We start from the raw sequence: 20,069 nt of genomic DNA on the forward strand, positions 1-20,069 counted from the left end.
GTATATTAAATTGGTGAGTGGTTGATTGGGAGAGTGGTTGATTAAGTTATATTAAGTTTAGTGGCTTTATTTTTTGGGGCGGGTTATGAAAGTGCCTGATTTTATCCTTAATTCAACCACTCACCTAATCCAAACCAATCAACCACTCACTAACACTTCACCAAATCATTGGCGGCAATAAATGTCGACGTTACCGGGGATGAAAAAAACAGCGAAGCATGATGATCAAAATCCGCGGTATCATCTGTAGTTGTATAAAACTGGTTAGTACCGTTTTTAGTAAGTCTGCTTTCCATCTCGGGATGGCGCTGAAGGTAGCTAACCAGGCTCTTTGCTACAATATCGCCCTGGGCAACTACTTTAACGTGCGCAGGCAGGTTGGCCTCTATCTTATCTTTTATAATAGGATAATGTGTACATGCTAATAAAATGGTATCAATATCCGGGGATTGAGCCATAATCTCATCCAAATACATTTTCACAAAATGATCGGCGCCGGGCTGGTCATACTCTCCGTTCTCTATAAGTGGTACCCATAGCGGGCATGCCTGCTGGTAAACTTTTACATCCGGAAAAAAATTTTCGATCTCGATAAGATATGAGCCGGATTGCACCGTACCCTTTGTGCCAAGTACCCCAATCTGTTTGGTTTTGGTATAATTGCCAATGATCTCGGCAGTTGGCCTTATCACACCAAGTACACGTTTTGTGGGGTCAACATTGTTAAGGTCTTGTTGCTGTATGGTGCGCAACGCTTTTGCCGAAGCCGTATTACAGGCCAGTACTACCAGCGGGCACCCTTGCTCAAACATCCATTGCACGCATTCCCAGGTATACTCATGTATGGTTTTGAACGACCTGTTTCCGTAAGGAGCCCGGGCGTTATCACCAAGATAAATGTAATCGTAACCCGGCAGCTGTTCAATGATAGATTTAAAAACAGTGAGGCCACCAAAGCCTGAATCAAAAATACCTATGGGTTTATTTTGCATATACAAACATAAAAAAAGCGCCCCGTAAATACGAGGCGCTCTTTTATAAATGACTAATGGTTGATATTATTTTAAACCTAATTTTAATTTCACGGCTGTCATCAGGTCATCAGCATCCGGAGATACTAATAAACTTACTTGTGAAGAATCCAATACATATGCATAACCTTTTTCTTTGGCAACTGCTTGTACAGCGGCAGTAGCTTTATCAAAAAGTGGTTTACCTAATTCATTCTTTTTAGCTTCAACTTGTTGTTGAGCGTTAGTTTGATAATCAGTCATACGTTTTTGTATATCCTGAAGCTCATTACCTTTTGCAGTACGAACTGCATCGGTCATAGTAGCCTGATCTTTTTGAAAAGCCTGGCCTTTTGTGGTGTACTCATTATTCATGGTAGTAAGTACATCAATAAAGGTTTTTTGGTAAGCCTGAATCTGAGTTGAAACAGTTTTAGTTTCTGGCATTAAATCTATCAGCTGGTTAAAATTAATATGGCCAATTTTTGTCTGCGCATTGGCAAAGTTGCCGGCAAATATCATTCCTACTGCAACTAAAGCAACTTTAAATAGTTTTTTCATTTTTTTTGTCCTGTGTTTAATAATAGTTTTGTTCTGTTTATTTATTCAAAAAGTTATTTAGCAAATACTCCGGGTTTAAGCCCTAATTTGGTTATCACTTCTGCGCTCCTGTCAAACCTTGGGTTTGCATACAGCATGATCACCTCACTGTTTTTATCAAAAATCATATCCAAATCATTGCTTTCGGCCACGGCCTGCACAGCTTTAGACACTCTATCCTGAATTGGTTTAATCAAGCCAGTACTTCTTTGTGAAAGCTCACCATCGGGCCCGAATTTTTGACGTTGAAAATCCTTCGCGGCTTTTTCTTTATCTACAATCTCCGCTTCGCGGCGTTTTTTCATATCGGCCGTCATTAACACCTGGTCGGCCTGGTACGCTTTATACAAACGGTCAATTTCCTGAAAACGTCCATCAACTTCTTTTTGCCATTGATCAGACAAAGCAGCAAGTTGCTTTTGTGAAGAAGCATACTCCGGCATGTGCTTTAATATATAATCCGAATCAACGTAAGCAAAGCGTTGCGCATAAGCTCCTGCAAATGCTGTAAACGTTAAAACTGCTATTAAAATTATCTTCTTCATATTCGGTTCGCAAATTAATTAAATCCGCCGGATAAACTCTGAGAAATTGTAAAATGGAATTGCCCTTTATTTGCATCCGGGGCACCTGGAATTTTATCAAATCCATAACCATAATCTAACCCAAGCAAGCCAAATATAGGTAAAAATATTCTTGCGCCCACACCTACCGAACGTCTCACGTTAAACGGATTGAATTGACTAAAATTGTTCCAAACGTTTCCACCCTCTGCAAATGCCAGTAAAAATATGGTTGCAGACTGGCTGGCGATAACCGGGTGGCGCAACTCCAGTGTGTATTTGTTATAGATGGTGCTACCTGTATTGCTGTTCTGATTTTCGTTTGAACCTTCTGGTACTATAGAGAAGTTTTGGTAACCTCTTAAACCGATGATTTCACTACCCTGTAAAAACTGGTAGCTCTGCATACCATCACCACCTAACTTAAAGCGTTCAAATGGTGAAGGACCTACTTCCTTATTATACATACCCAGGAATCCAAATCTTACCTGCGACATCAGCACGAATTTACCAACCAGTTTAGAGAACCACTGCGCATCATATTTAAATTTATAATACTCTACAAAATGGTAACGCTCCTGCGGTGTGGCCACTTTATAGTTGGTATTGTTAAATAACGAATATGGAGGAGTTGCCTGAACCGTAAATTTAATATTTGAACCCTGTGTAGGGAATATTGGCGCATCTATTGAATTACGTGTTAATTCCTGTGTTAACTTGATATTGAACGAGGTACCGTTTGAGAAAAGGTAACCAGTATAGTTATCAAGGTTGTAGTGGTCAAAGTTAAGTGAGTAGTTTAACTGGAAATAGTTATCTGGCCATTTTAAGCGTTTACCCAATGTAATACCAACACCATTAATACGCAGGTTATTGTAGTACGGGCTCGATTTTGCATAATACTGCCCTGTTGAACTCCCTTGAGTATATGCTGATAATGCAAAGTAAATAGGTTTTTTACCACCTAACCATGGTTCAGAGAAAGTGAACGAGAAGTTTTGATATGTACGACCGCTTGACTGACCTCTTAAGCTTAGTTTCTGTCCATCGCCTTTTGGCAGTGGCTTGTAGGCTTTAAGGTTAAATATATTCCTTAATGAGAAGTTGTTAAAGGTAAGCCCCAGTGTACCCACCAGCTGCCCGCCACCAAAACCACCCGAAAGCTCGATCTGATCTGAAGGCTTTTCAACAACGTTGTAAATAATATCTACCGTACCATCCTGGGGGTTAATATTGGTTGGCTTCGGCTCGGTTTTTTGCTCATCAAAGTTACCAAGCTGGCCAATTTCACGTGCACTACGAATTAATAAATCTTTATTGAATTTTTGTCCCGGTTTGGTTTGGATCTCACGCAACACAACTTTATCGTTGGTTACATCATTACCTTTAAGGCTTACACGGTTTATGGTGTACTGCGGGCCTTCATATATACGTATATCAAGATCTACCGTATCGTTATAAACCCTAACCTGTACTGGGTCGGCATTAAAAGTTAAATAACCGTCATTTAAATAAAGTGATGAAACATCATCGTTACTTGGCGTTGGGCCGCTTAATCTTTTATTTAATTCGTCCTCGCTAAATACATCACCCTTTTTAACGTGTAATATTCTTTCTAATAACTCTGTACTATATTTTGCATTACCAGACCACCTTACTTTACCAAAGTAATACCTGGGGCCTTCATAAACTTTAATTTTTACGTTAACAGTATTATCATCATGCTTCCAAACAGAATCGCTTACCAACTCGGCATCACGATAACCTTTGGCCTGCATCTTTTCAATAAGGTTTAACTTATCTTCTTCGTATTTATCCTGTTTGAATTTTTTTGATCCAAAAAGATTATACCATTTCTTTTTACGGGTTTTACTCAAATAACCTCTCAAATCGCCCTGCGAAAAAGCTTTGTTACCTTCAAATGTAACATCGTTAATTTTCACCTTCGTCTTTTTGTCAATTTTTACATCGAGTATAACACTGTTGGCATCTCCGGGATCTTTACGCTGCGTCATTACAACAGCGGTGTTCATAAAACCTTTTTCGTTAAAATGTTTTTTGATGATAGCCGATGTAGTACTCAGCAAATTCTCGTTGACAATTTTACCGGTCTTATCTGTTAATTTTTTCTGTACATCCTCTACTTCACCTTTGCGGATACCTGTTATGTGCAGGCGTGATAAACGCGGGCGCTCAACTACAACTATTTCAAGATAAACGGTATCAAGATTAATTTTGGTGATGTTTAACTGCACATCATCAAACAAACCTTGTTCGTATAATTTCTTTATTACCTCGGCATTGCGTTCGCCTGGCAAATTAATACGGTCGCCTTTGGTTAATTTTGAAAGCAATATCAAATTATCCTTATCAAGATATTTTACTCCGCTTACGGTAATACCACCAATGATGTAATCGTGCGGATTAAGGTAACTTAAACTATCGGCCGGTATCTGTTTTGTGAGTGGTTGCCTCGGCGCGTTGGAAACCTGAGCCAGGGCAGCAGTACCAAAAACAGAGAAAAGAATAGCAAAAAGAAATTTATACATTCGAATATTTTAGTGGGCTAAAATTAATTTATACAGTTGTTAAAAAGTGTTAAAAGGAAAAATTTAGTTAACCTGCTCACTTGTCATACCAAAACGACGCTCGCGTTTTTGATAATCAAGTATGGCTTCGTACAAATCTTCCTTTCTGAAATCGGGCCATAGCTTGGTTGTAAAATACAACTCGGCATAGGCAATTTGCCATAATAAATAATTACTTATCCGATATTCGCCGCCGGTTCTGATCAGTAATTCAGGATCGGGCATATCGTTGGTGAATAAATTCCGTTCAAAAACATTTTCATTAATATCTTCCACTTCCAACTCCCCGCTTTTTACCTGTATGGCTATGTTTTTAGCCGCCTGTAAAATCTCGCGCCTTGAACCATAGCTTAAGGCCAGCGTAAGTACCACCCCTGTATTTAATGAAGTTTTTTGCATGGCCGCATTTAACTCTTTTAAGCATTTCGCAGGCAGCATGTCCAAATCGCCAATGGCATTTAGCTTAATATTATTTTTCATGAAACCGGCAATTTCCTTATGAATGGTGCTCACCATAAGTTCCATGATGGCCATAACCTCAAATTTGGGTCTGTTCCAGTTTTCTGACGAGAAGGTATATAGTGTAACGTATTTTATACCCAGTTTATCTGCGCCCTCAACAACATCCCTTACAGATACCACTCCGTTATGATGACCAAATACCCTTAACTTGCCTTTCTCTTTTGCCCAACGGCCGTTGCCATCCATAATGATAGCTACATGTTTTGGCAATCTTAACAAATCAATCTGATCCAAATATTCCATATTACTCATTATCAAAAACCGGTGTAATGGCTTATAAAAGACATGCTTTTGTTTTTATTTTTATCAACGCCATGCCTAATAAATATTTGTTTTTAGACTAATCGACCTTAAAAATTATCCTGCTACAGCGTTATTTATATGCCGAATTGCCGGTTTTTTCAGGGTACAAAGGTAAAACTTCCTTTGTATTTTTTTAGTATGCAGCAATAAAAGAAAATGTTATTATAAATATTGCCTGTAAATGTCATTAAAAACACATAAATAACATTTTCCGGCCCTGTTTATTATGGTTTAAAACAACTTTAAATGCAAAAAAGGCATCTATGATCCCTAAAAATTGATCACAATGCCCTGTAAATAAAGCGCGGTATTTAGGTTTGGTACCCCTTTTAATCAGCTGCTAATAAACACCTTTTTGTTTTAAAGCCTCCACATCCTGGGGGGCTATATCAACAATAGAATATATTTGAGTTTGGGTAATATTTAATTCATCTAAAGTATTAACTACATTGCTGTATACCGAATGGTTACTGGGCTTTACCAATACAATCATGTTTTTGCCTGTTTTATTTCTGATCATTTTGCTGGTTTCAATAAGTGCCTGCCGTAAACCATTTTTACCAAAGTTGGTAATTGATGGCGCAATCACCGGATTTTTCAATTCGCCAAGGTACCACATCACCCGGTCGCTTTTACCAAGGCAGATGGTGAGGCTACGACTGGCAGGCACGGGATCGCCAAGGCTGCCGTCGGGCATGGCTAAAGGCATGGCCTTTGGCTTTGCAAGCGTAGTTGTCATTATAAAAAAAGTGATGAGCAGGAAAGCCAGATCAACCATTGCGGTAAGATCAACGCGGGTATTCATTCTTTTACGTCCGCGGGTAGATCCTGATTTTTGGGGAGAGGAATTTAATTCGGCCATGATTTTATAGTTTAAGGTTAATAATCACCAGTATTAAATACCGATCATTAACCTTAAAACGAATTATAAATTAATATATTGCACAATAACAGAATTAAATTCTGTTATTGCTAAAAAAGTAGAATTAAATTTTGAACACATCAATAATAACAACGCTGGGTAACAAAGGTATAGGAGATACTAAACCCAATCAGGAAATAGGTATCGCGGGGCTTAAAATCGCCGCGCTGTGTTCCAACCGAACCAATGTAGGTTCCGGTCCGCTCGCCAGATCTGTCAGATAGGGCCCTGGCAATACCATTAAGCTTGCTTTTATCGGCATATACGCTACTCACATCATCCAGGTAGTCTGTAAACGTATAGCGATATCCAATATCTGCCGCCAGGTTAAACTTTCCGGCAATATTGTACTTTATACCAACTCCATAAGGGATCACCGCAGTATGGCCTCCGTAAGGCGCTGGCTGACCTTCTGTTTTTAACTCTCTCAAGTCAACAGATGCCCCGTTATAAATAGTACGCGGCGCATAGGAAGTGAGCCCAATACCGGCATATATAAATGGCGTAAATTTATTAGGACCTGCATCCGGAATATATTTCAGGAAATTGAACTCGCCAATGGCGCTGACCTCTTTCACCCCATCGGTAAAACTCAAATTACGATCACGGAATTGCTGGCTGGATGATGTACTATCGGCAGCGCCAAACTTACCATAACTAAACGTTAGTCTTGCTGAAAGGTATCCATCAAAATTTCGTTTTACAAACAAGCCGCCGGATATGCCGCTTACTTTTACAGGGTTATTGATATTTAAATCACCAATATAGCCAGCAGCGCCTAATGAGCCGCCTATCTCCCAGGTTTGTGCCTGCAAATGATACGAAAACAGTAAAAGGAAAACAAAAAGTAAAATTTTAGGCATCAAGCAGTTTTAATAATTACGGGCATCCAATCCCCATAATAGTTTGTTCCTTAACGTTGTTAAATAACTTTCATTATTTAACCGGATCAAATTTAGCTGAAAACCGGCTTTCTCCACGTGAAACTTCATCGTTTCATCCATAACAGCCATCCTTGAATCGCAGGATACCAGGTATTTGGAGCTTCGGGTTTCTACCTCAAAACATAGCTTGCTGTTATCCGGCAATATAATTGGCCTCACATTTAAATTATGGGGTGACACCGGGGTAACTACAATACTGTTTGATTGTGGGAAGATGATAGGACCGCCACAACTTAAGGAATATGCTGTTGAGCCTGTTGAGGTTGATATAATAAGCCCATCGCCCCAATAGGAGTTTAAAAACTCGTCATTTAAAAACACATGGGTGATAATCATGGCGGCATCGTCGCGCTTATGGATAGTTACATCATTAAGCGCGAAGTTATCTTCCCCAAAAATGGATGACTTTGAATCTATTTTCAGCAGTTCGCGGCAATCAAGTGTAAATTCCTTATTCACTACCGCGTGTATGGCAGCGTTAATATCGCTTTTGTTTACGCTGGCTAAAAAACCCAGCCTGCCAAAATTGATACCAATAACGGGGATGCCAGAATCGCGGATAACGGTAACCATATCCAGCAGGGTACCATCCCCACCCAGTGTTATAAAAACATCTATAAAGCCTTTTAACGAGTCTGTACTTTGCAGCACATTATAAACTACACCGTTAATTTTATCCTGAAGATATTCGTTGAGCAGATGATGTACGTAGATCTCGACATTGTGGTGGGCCAGGTTATCAAATACCTGTTGTATATAAGGGATTACAGATGGTTCATTAAATGGCCTGCCGTAAATTGCTATTCTTTGGTTCATTAGTTCATTGGTTCATTGGTTCATTGGTCTTTTGCGCGGGAATGGTAGTTCAGTAGTTCATGGGCCGGCGTTTATACCTGCCTTTTGATAATATATTATTGATATACTTTACTGATCTGCTTTAACTTTGGCATTTTTTCCAATAAACTTTAAATATGCATTAAGTTTGAGATGGATGGATTGAAGTTTCTCAAATAGTGAATTAAATTGATCTTCATTTATCAGGTTCCTGTTTTTTGATTTTATTAGCCACCCTTTTGTTTCTAAAATTGAGCCACGGCTAAAAAAACAAAAATTTCGATTTTCTTTAAAGTGGTATCGGCCATATCCCTCAGCAATATTAGCCCCTATAGAATCAGCAGAGCGTACTATTTGTTTACCCACGGTATCTTTTGCAAAATATTCCCAACCACTAACTATCATCCAAATTTCGTCGCTAAAACCTTCGGCTAATTGATATACCTCTAAATCTTCAAGACTATAATAACTCATATTAATCAATCAATCACAAAACTATTGAACTTTTCACCAATGAACTAATGAACCAATGAGCTAATGAACTAAAGGTTAAGATAATTCATAAGTGAATCGTAACGATCTCTGCCATTATCGTTATGATCGGTATTGTTAAAGGTTGCCTTTACGTCATATTCATACCGCAGGAAAGTGGCGATAATGGTTGAGATATCCTGCTTATTAACCTTAAGGGTTACTTCCATCCGGGTTGAATCGGGAAATGTTTGAACGTATGAACTCAGCACCTGGGCATTGTCAGATTCTACTATCTGCGCCATATGCGCCAGCGAGTTATTTTTATTGTTGATTTCGAGTACGATAATCCCCCCGGGTTGTGATACAGAGGTGATCTGCGCAAAATATTCAGTTATAGCGTTTATGGAGATTAGACCCAGGTAATTTTGCTTGGCATCAAGCACAGGCACAACCGTGAGCTGGCGCTCATGAAACATGCGAATTACATCATAAATATGCTGATCTTCCAGCACGTAAGGATTAACAAGCGAAAGCGCCAACGATCCTATTGATGCCTGGTAATCGCTTTCGCCTATCAGATCATCCTCGGCTACTAAACCTAAAAACTGTTCTTCATTTACAATTGGCAAATGCCTCACGCGAAACTCCAGCATACGGTCATATACCTTCTGTATACTATCAGAGGTATGAACCGGGGGTATCACATCAGCTATCAGCTCAATTGCTATCATGTTATGCTTTTACTTTTAATTTATCTAAAAATGCGCTAAACAAAACGTTAAACTCCTGTGGCCGCTCCATCATTGGGGCATGGCCGCATTTATCAATCCAGTGCAATTCAGAATCGGGTAATAATTCATTAAACTCAACCGCAACATCGGGCGGTGTAATTTTATCATCTTTACCCCATATTAAACAAACAGGCAAGGTCATTTTATGAAGATCTTTCTTCATGTTATGGCGGATAGCTGATTTTGCCATCGCCAGTAACCTGATTACGCTATGCCTGTCATTTATCAGTTTATGTATATCATTAACCATTTCATCAGTTGCAATGGCCGGATCATAAAAAGTATACTGCACCTTTTCTCTCACAAAATCAATACTTTCGCGGCGCGGAAACGAACCACCAAAAGCATTTTCATATAACCCCGAACTGCCGGTTAAAACCATGGCCTTTACATTTTCGGGGTGTGCTAAAACATACACTAAAGCTACGTGCCCTCCAAGCGAATTACCCAGCAACGTAATATTGCTCAGGTTTTTAAACTTGATAAACTTATGTACAAATTTTGATAAACTTCTTACACCAGTAGTTAAAAGAGGCATATCATAAATTGGAAGTATTGGTATTATTACGCGGTATTGGGATTTAAACTCCTCAACTACGCCATCCCAATTACTTAATGACCCCATTAAACCGTGCAGTAGTAACAGCACCTCACCTTCGCCCTCATCGATGTAACTAAAACCGTGTTCCTCTTTAAGCACGAAATCCATATAAATTATTAATATTAATTTTCAATTAACTATACCAAAACCCGTTTCAGTATAAAAATATGTTAATTCGCTATAAATTTAATCTATTGCGAATGACTTGCAACAATTATAGTAATAATTTATCAATGTAGATATTAAGCTTACATTGTTAAATTAATAACTATCCCAATAATTGCCTCACTACCTCTGATATAGTTTTACCATCGGCTTTGCCCGCAAGTTCTTTATTGGCAGTACCCATAACCTTGCCAAGGTCTTGTATCGATGTAGCTCCAATCCTACTGATCAGTTCCTGAAGGTAACCTTCAATTTCAAAACGGGTCATTTGCTGGGGCAGGTAAGGCTCAATCACGCGCATTTCTTCCATTTCAATTTCGTATAGATCTTCCCGGTTTTGAGTGCGGTATATATCTGCCGATTCTTTACGTTGTTTGATCAGTTTTTGAAGTACTTTAATTTCAGCTTCCTCAGTAAGTTCTTCGGCTGCGCCTTTTTCGGTTTTAGCCAGTAACAAGGCCGATTTTATAGCACGCAGTCCTCTAAGACGATCAGGTTGTTTTGCCAACATAGCCAGCTTTATATCCTGGTCTATTTGTGTGATTAATGACATGTATTTTAATTTTAGATATGCAGATTTCAGATATGCAAATGTGTTAACAAATGCGCAAATTTCAGATGTGCAAATGTGCAGATTATAATTTCAGATGTTCATACTTTTTTTCATCTGCACATCAAATCATCATCTGCACATTATTTTCGATATATATTCACAGCAGTAGCTTGCGCTGTTGGCATAATCACCAGGTCGTTGATATTTACGTGCGCCGGCCGCGATGCTACAAACCAAATGGTTTCTGCAACATCCTGTGCTACCAGCGGCTCAAAGCCATCATAAACTTTTTTAGCGCGTTCCTTATCACCCTTAAACCTAACTTCAGAAAACTCCGTTTCCACTGCCCCCGGGTGTATAGCAGTAACCTTTATACCATGAGGCAACAGATCAATCCGCATACCCTTGTTTAACGCATCAACAGCGTGCTTGGTTGCGCAATAAACATTACCGTTAAGATAAACTTCTTTGCCGGCTATGGAGCCTAAATTGATAATATGGCCTCTACCACTAGCTATCATCCAGTTTGATACCATACGGCTTACATAAAGTAAACCTTTTATGTTGGTATCAATCATCGTTTCCCAATCATCTACATTACCGTTTTGTATAGGATCAAGGCCCTGGCTTAAACCAGCGTTATTAATCAACACATCAACCAGCTTCCATTTTTCGGGCAAGCCTTCCAGGTTTTCAATTACCTGTTCACGGTTGCGCACATCAAATGATAAAATGGCAATCTCCACATTATAAGTTTCATTTAACTGTTCGGCTAATTTTTCAAGTCGGTCTTCCCTCCGGCCCGTTAGTATCAGATTATAACCCTCGCGGGCAAATACGTGTGCACATGCCTCGCCAATTCCGGCGGTTGCACCTGTAATTAAAGCAATTTTAGTCATAATAGTAGGATAACTATAGGAGCGAAATTATGTTTTTTAGTTTGAATTATTGTTGTTCTGAGGTAATGTTACTTAATCCGGCTGTTATGCCAAACCTGCCTGTTCCTGGCGAGCAGTGGCCTGCGCCCTATCCTTCAACAAGCTCAGGGTAGCACTTATCTATCTACTCAAAAAACAAACTAAACATAACGGTATGTAAAGACAACTTACTGATAGGGCTTGAAAAGGGATGATTTTCTGGAACCAATATATTACCAAAGGAGTTGGATACCTTAATTTGGGGCGAGAGCTTAAAAAACTCAAAATAAATATCACAGCCAAGGCCCGCTTCATAGGAGCTAAATCCACCGGCATTTTTCACCAGTTTATCCATGGGATCTAAATTGGCATCATTTTTTTTGGTGCCGATGGCTTTGGTGTATTTAACGCCGCCTAAAATATAGGCCCTGAAATCGCCCAGCCTATCAGATTTTAATTTGAAAGACAACGGAATATCCACCGAGGTGGTTTGCAGCTGCTTAACCTGGTTTTGATCGGGGTTGGCATAAGTATACGTTAAATTACGATCGGCAAAAACCAGCGATGGTGTTATGCGTACTTCAAAATGCTCGGTTAATGTATAGCGTGTTAAAAAACCAATAGCAAAACCAGGTGTACCCTTTGAACTGATGCCGTTTAACGAATCGGTTATATATTGATTGTTGGTTGCATCAAAAAAGGGCTTACGCCAATCGGGCTTCTTTACTATTTTAAAATCGCTGCTAACATAACTAAAGCTAAAACCAAAACTCAGGTCTTGCTGGTCGGCACCTCCGCCCCATGCCGGTACATTCTGCGCCAGCAAAAATTTGCAGCAAAACATAAGGCATACAACTAAAAGGCACCGTATTTTGATCATTTAACACCAGTGTAAATAGAACAGATACCAAACGCCAATGGCCTGTGTTTGGTATTTTTAAAGCCTACTTTATCCATTAAAGCAACAAAACTCTTTCCATCCGGAAAAGCCGCTACTGACTCGGGCAAATAGCTATAAGCTCTTGAATCCTTACTAAACAACTTGCCTATGCCCGGTGTAATATAATTGAAGTAAAAATTATACAGCTGTTTTACCGGGAAAGCTTTGGGTTTTGAAAACTCCAGTACCACCGCTTTGCCACCCGGTTTTAGCACCCGTTGAATATCAGCCAAACCAATTTCCAGGTTCTCGAAATTACGAACGCCATAAGCAACCGTAACCGCGTCAAAAGCATCATCATCAAAAGGCAGCTTTTCCGAATCACCAAGTTTCACTTCAAACTTATCACCAAGGCCTCGTTTCTGGATCTTTTGCTCGGCGATATCAAGCATGCCGCGTGAAATATCCACACCAATTATTTTATTGGGTTTTAACGCTTTCAAGGCTTCAAAGGCAAAGTCGCCTGTGCCTGTGGCTACATCCAGAATTAGTTTTGGTTGATCCTTTTTTAATTCGTTTATCGCCTTTTTACGCCAGATGATATCAATCCCCAACGACATAAAATGGTTCAAAAAATCATATGTTTTTGATATATTGTTAAACATATCCGCCACCTGCTCTTTTTTGGTAGCTTGCTGATTGTTGTACGGAGTTATGGTTTTGCTCATTTTTTTAGTGGTAGCAAAGATAGTGATTGTATCATGATTGCGTTTATTTGGATGTATTAAGTTGATTGGCTTGTGTAAATGTTAAGTCAATTCCTTAATTTTAAAAGCCAATTCTTTTAAACCAGTTCGTAACCGGTCTCTCCCCAAAATGGAGCGGCCCTATTTTATCGGTTCTCATAAATTAACTAAAGCATATAAGTTTAAGCCTTATCTATGAAAGAAAAACAAGAATCATCCCGCAGAAGTTTCATTAAAAAACTAACCACTACAACCGCTGCCGTAGCCGTTGGAAGCAACCTGTTCGCTTCCGAAAATACGGTAAAACCATTTGCCATACTCAAAAGGCAATTGGGCTATGAACTGAATGACCAGATCAACATTGCCCTTATTGGCGCAGGCGGTATGGGCAACAGTGATACGGATACAGCCCTTAAAATTCCAGGTGTAAAGCTGGTTGCCGTATGTGATTTATATGACGGCCGCCTTAAAGATGCCAAAGCTAAATGGGGTGCTGATATTTTTACCACCCGCGTTTATAAAGAGATCTTGAATCGTAAGGATATAGACGCCGTAATTATTGCCACTCCCGACCACTGGCACCAGCAAATTTCTGTTGATGCCATGCACGCCGGTAAACATGTATACTGCGAAAAACCAATGGTTCATGCTATTACCGAAGGTCCGGCTGTAATAAAAGCGCAGAAGGAAACAGGTAAAATATTCCAGGTGGGCAGCCAGGGCGTATCATCATTGGGTAATGAGAAAGCGCATGAACTGTTAAAAAGCGGGGCTATAGGCCAGCTCAATTATGCCGAAGGCTTTTGGGCCCGTCGCGAACCGCTGGAAGTTTGGCAATACCCTATCCCGGCCGATGCATCACCGCAAACTGTGGATTGGGAAACCTATATCAGCAACACCAAAAAACGCCCGTTTGATGAGAAACGCTTTTTCCGCTGGAGAAACTATACCGATTATGGTACGGGTATGGCTGGTGATCTTTTTGTGCACCTGTTCTCCAGTCTGCACTTTATAACGGATTCTGTTGGGCCAAACAAGATCTATGCATCGGGTGGCTTACGTTTCTGGAACGATGGCCGCGAGGTACCTGATGTATTGCTGGGCACTTTTGATTATGGTAAAACACAGGCCCATCCAGCCTTTAATCTTTCTTTACGCTGCAACTTTGTTGATGGCACCAGCGGCACTACTTACCTTAAACTGGTAGGCAGCGAAGGCTCGATGGATATAACCTGGGATAAAGTTACCCTGAAAAGGAACAAGACCTTTGCATCCGACGATCCTTTTTACCTCGATAAACTGAAAAAAGCAGGCGGCAGCTATACCGAGCGCAAAAGAATGCTGCCACCAGAAGAGATCACCTATGATGCCGATAAGGGCTACATGGGTGGCCCTTATGACCACATGAATAACTTCTTTAACGCCATCAGAAACAATGGCAAGGTAACGGAGGATGCCATATTTGGGTACCGTGCCGCTGCTCCTGCCCTGCTATGTAACGATAGCTACTATAACAATAGTCCTATGTTTTGGGATCCGGAAAAAATGCAGCTGGCGAAAAAGGGTTAAGACGAAAAACTTTATAGTTATTAAGACAAATACATTAGCAAGTTATGAAACAACAACTAAAAAAACTTGGTTGGGTGATGGCTGCCGCAGCCTTAGTTTGCGTGCAAACATCAGCCATATCGGTAAAAACACCTCCTCATACAAAAAAGTCACATCCTAAAAAAGCCGACTGGGTAAAACTATTTGATGGTAAAACATTAAATGGCTGGCATGGCTTTAATAAAAAAGGCGAAGTAAAAAACTGGACCATAGTTGATGGCGCCCTGGTATGCTTAGGTGCAGCCGCAGGCGATACCGGGGGCGATATTGTTACCGATAAAGCCTACACTAATTTTGAACTGGAGTGGGAATGGAAAATTGATAAAGGCAGCAACAGCGGTGTGCTTTATCATGTTATTGAAGACCCCAAATACCATGCTACCTATGATACCGGCCCCGAATACCAGATTATAGATGATGAAGGCTGGCCAGACAAACTGGAAGAATGGCAAAAAACCGGCTGCGATTACGCCATGCACCTGCCCAACACACTTAAAAAAGTAGAGCCAATTGGTAAATGGAACATCAGCAAAATTGTATTCAATAATGGCCATGTAGAGCATTGGCTTAACGGATCAAAAATAGTTTCGTTTGAGGCATGGACTGATGATTGGACCAAGAAAAAAACCGAAGGTAAATGGAAAGATTACCCCGATTACGGCACAGCTAAAACCGGCCTAATTGCCCTGCAGGATCATGGGCATAAAGCTTATTTTAGAAATGTAAGGATTAAGGAGTTGTAGCACGACTTAGGGATTTTACAAGATTAACAGGATTTGACGTCACGCCCGGCTATCGGTAGACAATACAAATCCTGTTAATCTATTTTAATCCTCAAAAGCATGTTTATTTAGCCAATGCCAAAAGCCCTTCAATATCCAACCTTTTGGTAAACATCGTCATGTCACCATGATCATCCTTTGGCCAAAGCTCTTTTGATCTGTCCCAGTAAAGTTCAACACCGTTTTGATCCGGGTCGTTTAAATAAATAGCTTCCGATACCCCGTGGTCTGATGCTCCTGTGATGGTGTATTTGGCATCAATAAGTCTTTGCAGTATTACTGCCAGATCCTTTCGTTCGGGATATACAATAGCAGTATGGTAAAGGCCGGGCGCATACGCTGGCGCTGGTGAAGCTCCTTTACTATGCCAGGTATTTAAACCTATATGATGGTGATACCCACCGGCAGATATAAACGCAGCCTGATCGCCATACATCATCATTTTATCAAAGCCCAGTAAACCGCAATAAAAATCAAGTGATTTTTGCAAATCACTAACCTTTAAATGTACATGACCTATGCGGGTTTGGGCGGGTATTTTATATTCATTCATTATATTACATGTTTAAACATCAAATTTAACTATAATTGCATTTATATTTGTTTATCTATTGTAAAACAAGCAGTAGCAAATATATGGTTCAAAGCTGATCACATTTATCGGTCATCAGCGCACCAGTAAAAAATATTACCTTTGCAGCATGATTGTTAAAACGGCCGAATTTATTTGCAGCAATACCCAGATTTCCAAACTTCCGCCGCCTGTTAAGGCGGAGTACGCGTTTATCGGGCGCTCAAATGTGGGCAAATCGTCCCTTATCAATATGCTAACGCAAAAAAAGGGATTAGCAAAAACGTCACAAACACCCGGTAAAACCCAGCTTATCAACCATTTTTTTGTTAACGAAAGCTGGTATATTGTTGATTTACCTGGTTATGGTTATGCCCGGGCATCCAAAACAAATAAGGCCAACTGGAACAAATTTATCCATAATTACCTTGATAAACGCGAAAGCCTGCAATGTGTAATGGTGCTGATTGATAGCCGCCTTGAACCGCAAAAGATAGATATTGAATTTTGTAACTGGCTGGGCGAAAAAGGCTTGTCGTTTGTACTGGTATTCACCAAGGCCGATAAACAATCCAGCGTAAAAACCGACCAAAATATCGCGAAGTTCAAAAAAACTTTAACGGAGACCTTTGAGGAGTTTCCGCAATATTTTGTAACATCTGCCGAATTGCAGGTAGGCCGTGATGAAATTTTAGGTTTTATAGATAACATAAATAGAAGTTTTGTGATACCACATTTTGAACCAAGAGATTAATATGATGGTATCATTATGTTACCATAATTAACAATTCCCCTCTTGAGAGCTACTGTGAGTACGCAAATTTTTAATAAAAGAAAATTGTCATTTCCGATAGAGTACTGGGGGGGGGGGAATGGACAGGAGCGAAAGAGAAATAATCTCTTGAGCGTAGCGAAAAATCTTATGCGTTGTGCTAACGGACTTTGCATATTGTACAAGATTTCTCCTCGTACCTCGTTCGAAATGACAACGTGTTTTTAATACAAGAGGACCATTTTATATAACATGAAAAAATACCTTTCATTAGTAACCTTTACGCATACCATATTTGCCATGCCGTTTGCATTCATCGGCTTCTTTTTGGCAGTTACCACTACTAACCATACGTTTGACTGGCGCAAGCTGGTTTTAATGGTGCTATGCATGATCTTTGCCCGCAACTCGGCCATGGCGTTTAACCGTTACCTGGATAGGGACATTGACGCCCAAAACCCGCGTACCAAACAACGCGATATTCCATCTGGCAGGATCAGCGCACCCGCAGCTTTAACTTTTACATTAATTAACTGCGGGCTATTTATTGCAGCTACGTTTTTCATTAACCCTTTATGCTTTTACCTATCGCCAATTGCCTTATTTGTGGTAATGGGCTATAGCGCAACCAAGCGCTTCACCGCACTATGCCATTTGGTTTTAGGTTTAGGTTTATCCCTGGCCCCTATCGGCGCATACCTTGTGGTTACGGGAGCATTTGCCCTGACACCTGTATTTTTTTCCCTTTCTGTTTTATGCTGGGTGAGCGGGTTTGATATTATTTACGCCCTGCAGGATGAGGATTTCGACCGTAGCCAAAATTTGCATTCAATCCCTGCATATTTGGGTAAGGTTAATGCGTTAAGATTATCAACCTTTTTACATGTGCTGTCGGCGTTATTTATTGTAATGCCCGTATTTTTCACCCATGTGGGTATCCTTTATTACGTAGGAATCGCCTTTTTCTGTGCGATGCTTATTTATCAACACCTGCTGGTTAAGCCTAACGATTTAAGCCGCGTAAACTTTGCCTTCATGACCACTAATGGAATTGCCAGCGTAGTGTTTGCTGTATTATTTCTTTTAGACAGGATATGGACACACTAACCGCCATCAATAAATTCAGGGAACATGTAGAATTATATGTTCCGATGAATGATGCGGAATGGCAAATCTTGTCGCCTTTATTGGAAGTTAGTCACCTTAAAAAAAAGAAAAACTTTGCCGAACCAGGCAAAGTTTGCACCCAGATAGGGCTGATTGTAAAAGGCTCTGTACGCTATTTTAATGTGAAGGATGGTGAAGAGATAACCGGCTACTTTAGCTTTGAAAACGAATTACTTAGCTCATATAAAAGTTTTTTAACCGGCGCCCCTGGTTTAAATTACATACAGGCATTGGAGGATACGCAGATAGTTGCCCTTAACTATAAAGCCATGCAGCAGGCCTACGCCCATGAACTCATCGGCCATAAAATGGAACGCTTTGGCAGATTGGTAGCCGAGCATTATCTTATTTGTTATGAAGACCGGGTAACGTCCTTTTTAACCCAAACTCCCGAAGAACGTTATAACAAGCTGTTAGAAACAGGCGGCGAAGTATTGCAGCGCATCCCACAGCATTACATTGCCAATTTTTTAGGCATCACCCCTGTTTCACTGTCGCGGATCAGGAGAAGGATTATGAAAATAAGCGCCTGATAAGCTGAAAGCCAAAGGCGTAAAGGTGAAAGCCGAACCCTGAATCCCAACCGCTAAAAAACAAATCCTAAACTCTAAATCGGGCATTTCAATCCCAAATTGAACCAGCCGATTCTTAAATCCATTTTTCTTATCTTTTGTTAACGTTTTGACTTTCAACGATGCCCTACATTTGTTGTAACAAAAACGAAAAAGATTATGCACACTATATTAGGAGCCGGTGGCGCCGTAGCAAATGCCCTCACCCGCGAATTGATGAACACAAACGAAACTATCCGTTTGGTTAGCCGCAAACCTGTAAAAATTACGGGCAAAAACATAACCTGGCAAAAAGCAGATCTGCTGAATTACGATGAAGTTTTAGCTGCAGCCCAAGGATCAACCGTAATTTACCTTGTTGCCGGCCTGGTTTACGATAAAGATATCTGGAAGGCACAATGGCCGGTCGTGATGCAAAACGTAATAAATGCTACCAAAGCAACAGGCGCACGATTGATATTTTTTGATAATGTTTACATGTATGGCCTGGTTAACGGGCCAATGAAAGAGGATACTCCTTATCACCCCAACAGCGCAAAAGGAGAAACCCGCGCAGGGATCGCCACCATGCTGATGGATGAAGTAAAAGCCGGCAACATCCGCGCTAGTATTGCCCGTGCGCCCGATTTTTATGGCACCGACTCCTTAAACAGTTTTGTTGATATGATGGTACTTACCAAAAACGCAGCAAAGCAAACAGCCCAATGGATAGGCGACCCGGAAAAGAAACACAATTTTATCTACATTCCCGATGCTGGCAAAGCCATGTTCCTGCTTGGGCAAAACCCGGATAGTGATAACCAAATATGGCACCTGCCTACCGCCCCGGCCATTACAGGCAAACAGTTTATAGATATTGCAGCCAGGGTTTACCAGGTTAAACCTAAGTTTATGCGTGTCAGCAAATTCATGTTATGGCTTATAGGCTTGTTTCAAAAAGTGGTAATGGGAACCGTTGAAATGTATTACCAATATAATCACGACTATATTTTTGATAGCAGCAAATTTGAAAAGGCATTTAACTTTAAGCCTACAAGCTATGAGGATGGATTAAGGGAGTTATCCCAAACATTGTATAAAGCCAAAGCATAAAAGACGGCGAGTTACCGGGTCGGTAAAAACCGGGAGTTGCTTTTCAATTTCCGGTTTTTACGTTTTTGACTTCTTATGTAAGATATGCGATT

At 40.3% G+C, this 20,069-nt stretch carries 22 protein-coding genes; 6 read left to right on the forward strand and 16 right to left on the reverse strand.

The features are described 5' to 3' along the window. Positions 1-149: 149 nt before the first annotated feature. The 15 genes from murI to ubiE all read right to left on the reverse strand — a co-directional run bounded on the left by murI (position 150) and on the right by ubiE (position 13,395). Entirely contained in the window at positions 150-992 is an 843-nt protein-coding gene (murI, locus tag Q0R88_RS23675) for a glutamate racemase (RefSeq protein ID WP_295720898.1), read from the reverse strand. Between the two features lie 66 nt (positions 993-1,058). After that, on the reverse strand, positions 1,059-1,571 hold the full coding sequence (locus Q0R88_RS23680; protein WP_295720899.1) for an OmpH family outer membrane protein: 513 nt from the start codon (positions 1,569-1,571) through the stop codon (positions 1,059-1,061). Positions 1,572-1,624: 53 nt separating this feature from the next. Then, positions 1,625-2,155 (reverse strand): OmpH family outer membrane protein, encoded by a 531-nt coding sequence (locus Q0R88_RS23685; RefSeq protein ID WP_295720900.1) that lies wholly within the window; start codon positions 2,153-2,155, stop codon positions 1,625-1,627. 14 nt (positions 2,156-2,169) lie between these two features. After that, positions 2,170-4,722 (reverse strand): outer membrane protein assembly factor BamA, encoded by a 2,553-nt coding sequence (bamA, locus tag Q0R88_RS23690; RefSeq protein ID WP_295720901.1) that lies wholly within the window; start codon positions 4,720-4,722, stop codon positions 2,170-2,172. A 63-nt stretch (positions 4,723-4,785) separates the two neighbouring features. Further along, on the reverse strand, positions 4,786-5,526 hold the full coding sequence (locus tag Q0R88_RS23695) for an isoprenyl transferase (protein ID WP_295720962.1): 741 nt from the start codon (positions 5,524-5,526) through the stop codon (positions 4,786-4,788). Positions 5,527-5,926: 400 nt separating this feature from the next. Next, positions 5,927-6,448, reverse strand: a complete 522-nt coding sequence (locus Q0R88_RS23700) for a biopolymer transporter ExbD (protein ID WP_295720902.1) — start codon at positions 6,446-6,448, stop codon at positions 5,927-5,929. Between the two features lie 140 nt (positions 6,449-6,588). Next, positions 6,589-7,371, reverse strand: a complete 783-nt coding sequence (locus Q0R88_RS23705) for a DUF6089 family protein (RefSeq protein ID WP_295720903.1) — start codon at positions 7,369-7,371, stop codon at positions 6,589-6,591. Positions 7,372-7,380: 9 nt separating this feature from the next. Continuing rightward, entirely contained in the window at positions 7,381-8,268 is an 888-nt protein-coding gene (locus tag Q0R88_RS23710) for an NAD kinase (RefSeq protein ID WP_295720904.1), read from the reverse strand. 108 nt (positions 8,269-8,376) lie between these two features. After that, positions 8,377-8,760 (reverse strand): four helix bundle protein, encoded by a 384-nt coding sequence (locus Q0R88_RS23715; protein ID WP_295720905.1) that lies wholly within the window; start codon positions 8,758-8,760, stop codon positions 8,377-8,379. A 68-nt stretch (positions 8,761-8,828) separates the two neighbouring features. Then, on the reverse strand, positions 8,829-9,491 hold the full coding sequence (locus Q0R88_RS23720) for a CBS domain-containing protein (RefSeq protein ID WP_295720906.1): 663 nt from the start codon (positions 9,489-9,491) through the stop codon (positions 8,829-8,831). 1 nt (position 9,492) lies between these two features. Continuing rightward, positions 9,493-10,260 (reverse strand): alpha/beta hydrolase, encoded by a 768-nt coding sequence (locus Q0R88_RS23725; RefSeq protein WP_295720907.1) that lies wholly within the window; start codon positions 10,258-10,260, stop codon positions 9,493-9,495. A 160-nt stretch (positions 10,261-10,420) separates the two neighbouring features. Then, on the reverse strand, positions 10,421-10,870 hold the full coding sequence (locus Q0R88_RS23730; RefSeq protein ID WP_295720908.1) for a GatB/YqeY domain-containing protein: 450 nt from the start codon (positions 10,868-10,870) through the stop codon (positions 10,421-10,423). Between the two features lie 140 nt (positions 10,871-11,010). Next, positions 11,011-11,769 carry an SDR family oxidoreductase gene (locus tag Q0R88_RS23735; RefSeq protein ID WP_295720909.1) on the reverse strand — a complete coding sequence of 253 codons (759 nt, stop codon included), beginning with the start codon at positions 11,767-11,769 and terminating at the stop codon, positions 11,011-11,013. 163 nt (positions 11,770-11,932) lie between these two features. Beyond that, positions 11,933-12,631 carry an outer membrane beta-barrel protein gene (locus Q0R88_RS23740; RefSeq protein WP_295720910.1) on the reverse strand — a complete coding sequence of 233 codons (699 nt, stop codon included), beginning with the start codon at positions 12,629-12,631 and terminating at the stop codon, positions 11,933-11,935. A gap of 32 nt (positions 12,632-12,663) precedes the next feature. Continuing rightward, the gene (ubiE, locus tag Q0R88_RS23745; RefSeq protein WP_295720911.1) at positions 12,664-13,395 is read right to left on the reverse strand and encodes a bifunctional demethylmenaquinone methyltransferase/2-methoxy-6-polyprenyl-1,4-benzoquinol methylase UbiE; all 732 of its coding nucleotides are present in this window, start codon (positions 13,393-13,395) and stop codon (positions 12,664-12,666) included. Positions 13,396-13,608: 213 nt separating this feature from the next. Between ubiE and Q0R88_RS23750 the strand changes: the two genes are divergently transcribed. Further along, on the forward strand, positions 13,609-14,982 hold the full coding sequence (locus Q0R88_RS23750) for a Gfo/Idh/MocA family oxidoreductase (protein ID WP_295720912.1): 1,374 nt from the start codon (positions 13,609-13,611) through the stop codon (positions 14,980-14,982). A 44-nt stretch (positions 14,983-15,026) separates the two neighbouring features. Next, positions 15,027-15,764: a DUF1080 domain-containing protein gene (locus Q0R88_RS23755; RefSeq protein WP_295720913.1), complete on the forward strand. Its 738-nt coding sequence runs from the start codon at positions 15,027-15,029 to the stop codon at positions 15,762-15,764. Positions 15,765-15,867: 103 nt separating this feature from the next. On the opposite strand, the gene Q0R88_RS23760 is transcribed toward Q0R88_RS23755, so the two are convergent. Next, entirely contained in the window at positions 15,868-16,356 is a 489-nt protein-coding gene (locus Q0R88_RS23760; RefSeq protein ID WP_295720914.1) for a VOC family protein, read from the reverse strand. 148 nt (positions 16,357-16,504) lie between these two features. On the opposite strand from Q0R88_RS23760, the gene yihA reads away from it, so the two are divergent. The 4 genes from yihA (at position 16,505) to Q0R88_RS23780 (ending at position 19,977) form a co-directional block, all read left to right on the forward strand. Next, positions 16,505-17,128, forward strand: coding sequence for a ribosome biogenesis GTP-binding protein YihA/YsxC (gene yihA, locus Q0R88_RS23765; protein WP_295720915.1), 624 nt, complete (start codon positions 16,505-16,507; stop codon positions 17,126-17,128). Between the two features lie 270 nt (positions 17,129-17,398). Continuing rightward, a complete protein-coding gene (locus Q0R88_RS23770) occupies positions 17,399-18,253 on the forward strand; it encodes a UbiA-like polyprenyltransferase (protein ID WP_295720916.1) in 855 nt (284 codons plus the stop codon). Then, entirely contained in the window at positions 18,241-18,846 is a 606-nt protein-coding gene (locus Q0R88_RS23775) for a Crp/Fnr family transcriptional regulator (RefSeq protein WP_295720917.1), read from the forward strand. Before Q0R88_RS23770 ends, Q0R88_RS23775 begins: the two co-directional genes overlap by 13 nt. Positions 18,847-19,044: 198 nt before the next feature. Then, complete coding sequence (locus tag Q0R88_RS23780) at positions 19,045-19,977, forward strand: NAD-dependent epimerase/dehydratase family protein (protein WP_295720918.1); 933 nt, start codon at positions 19,045-19,047, stop codon at positions 19,975-19,977. Positions 19,978-20,069: the final 92 nt, after the last annotated feature.

Source organism: Mucilaginibacter sp. (assembly GCF_025362475.1).
Taxonomy (GTDB): domain Bacteria; phylum Bacteroidota; class Bacteroidia; order Sphingobacteriales; family Sphingobacteriaceae; genus Mucilaginibacter.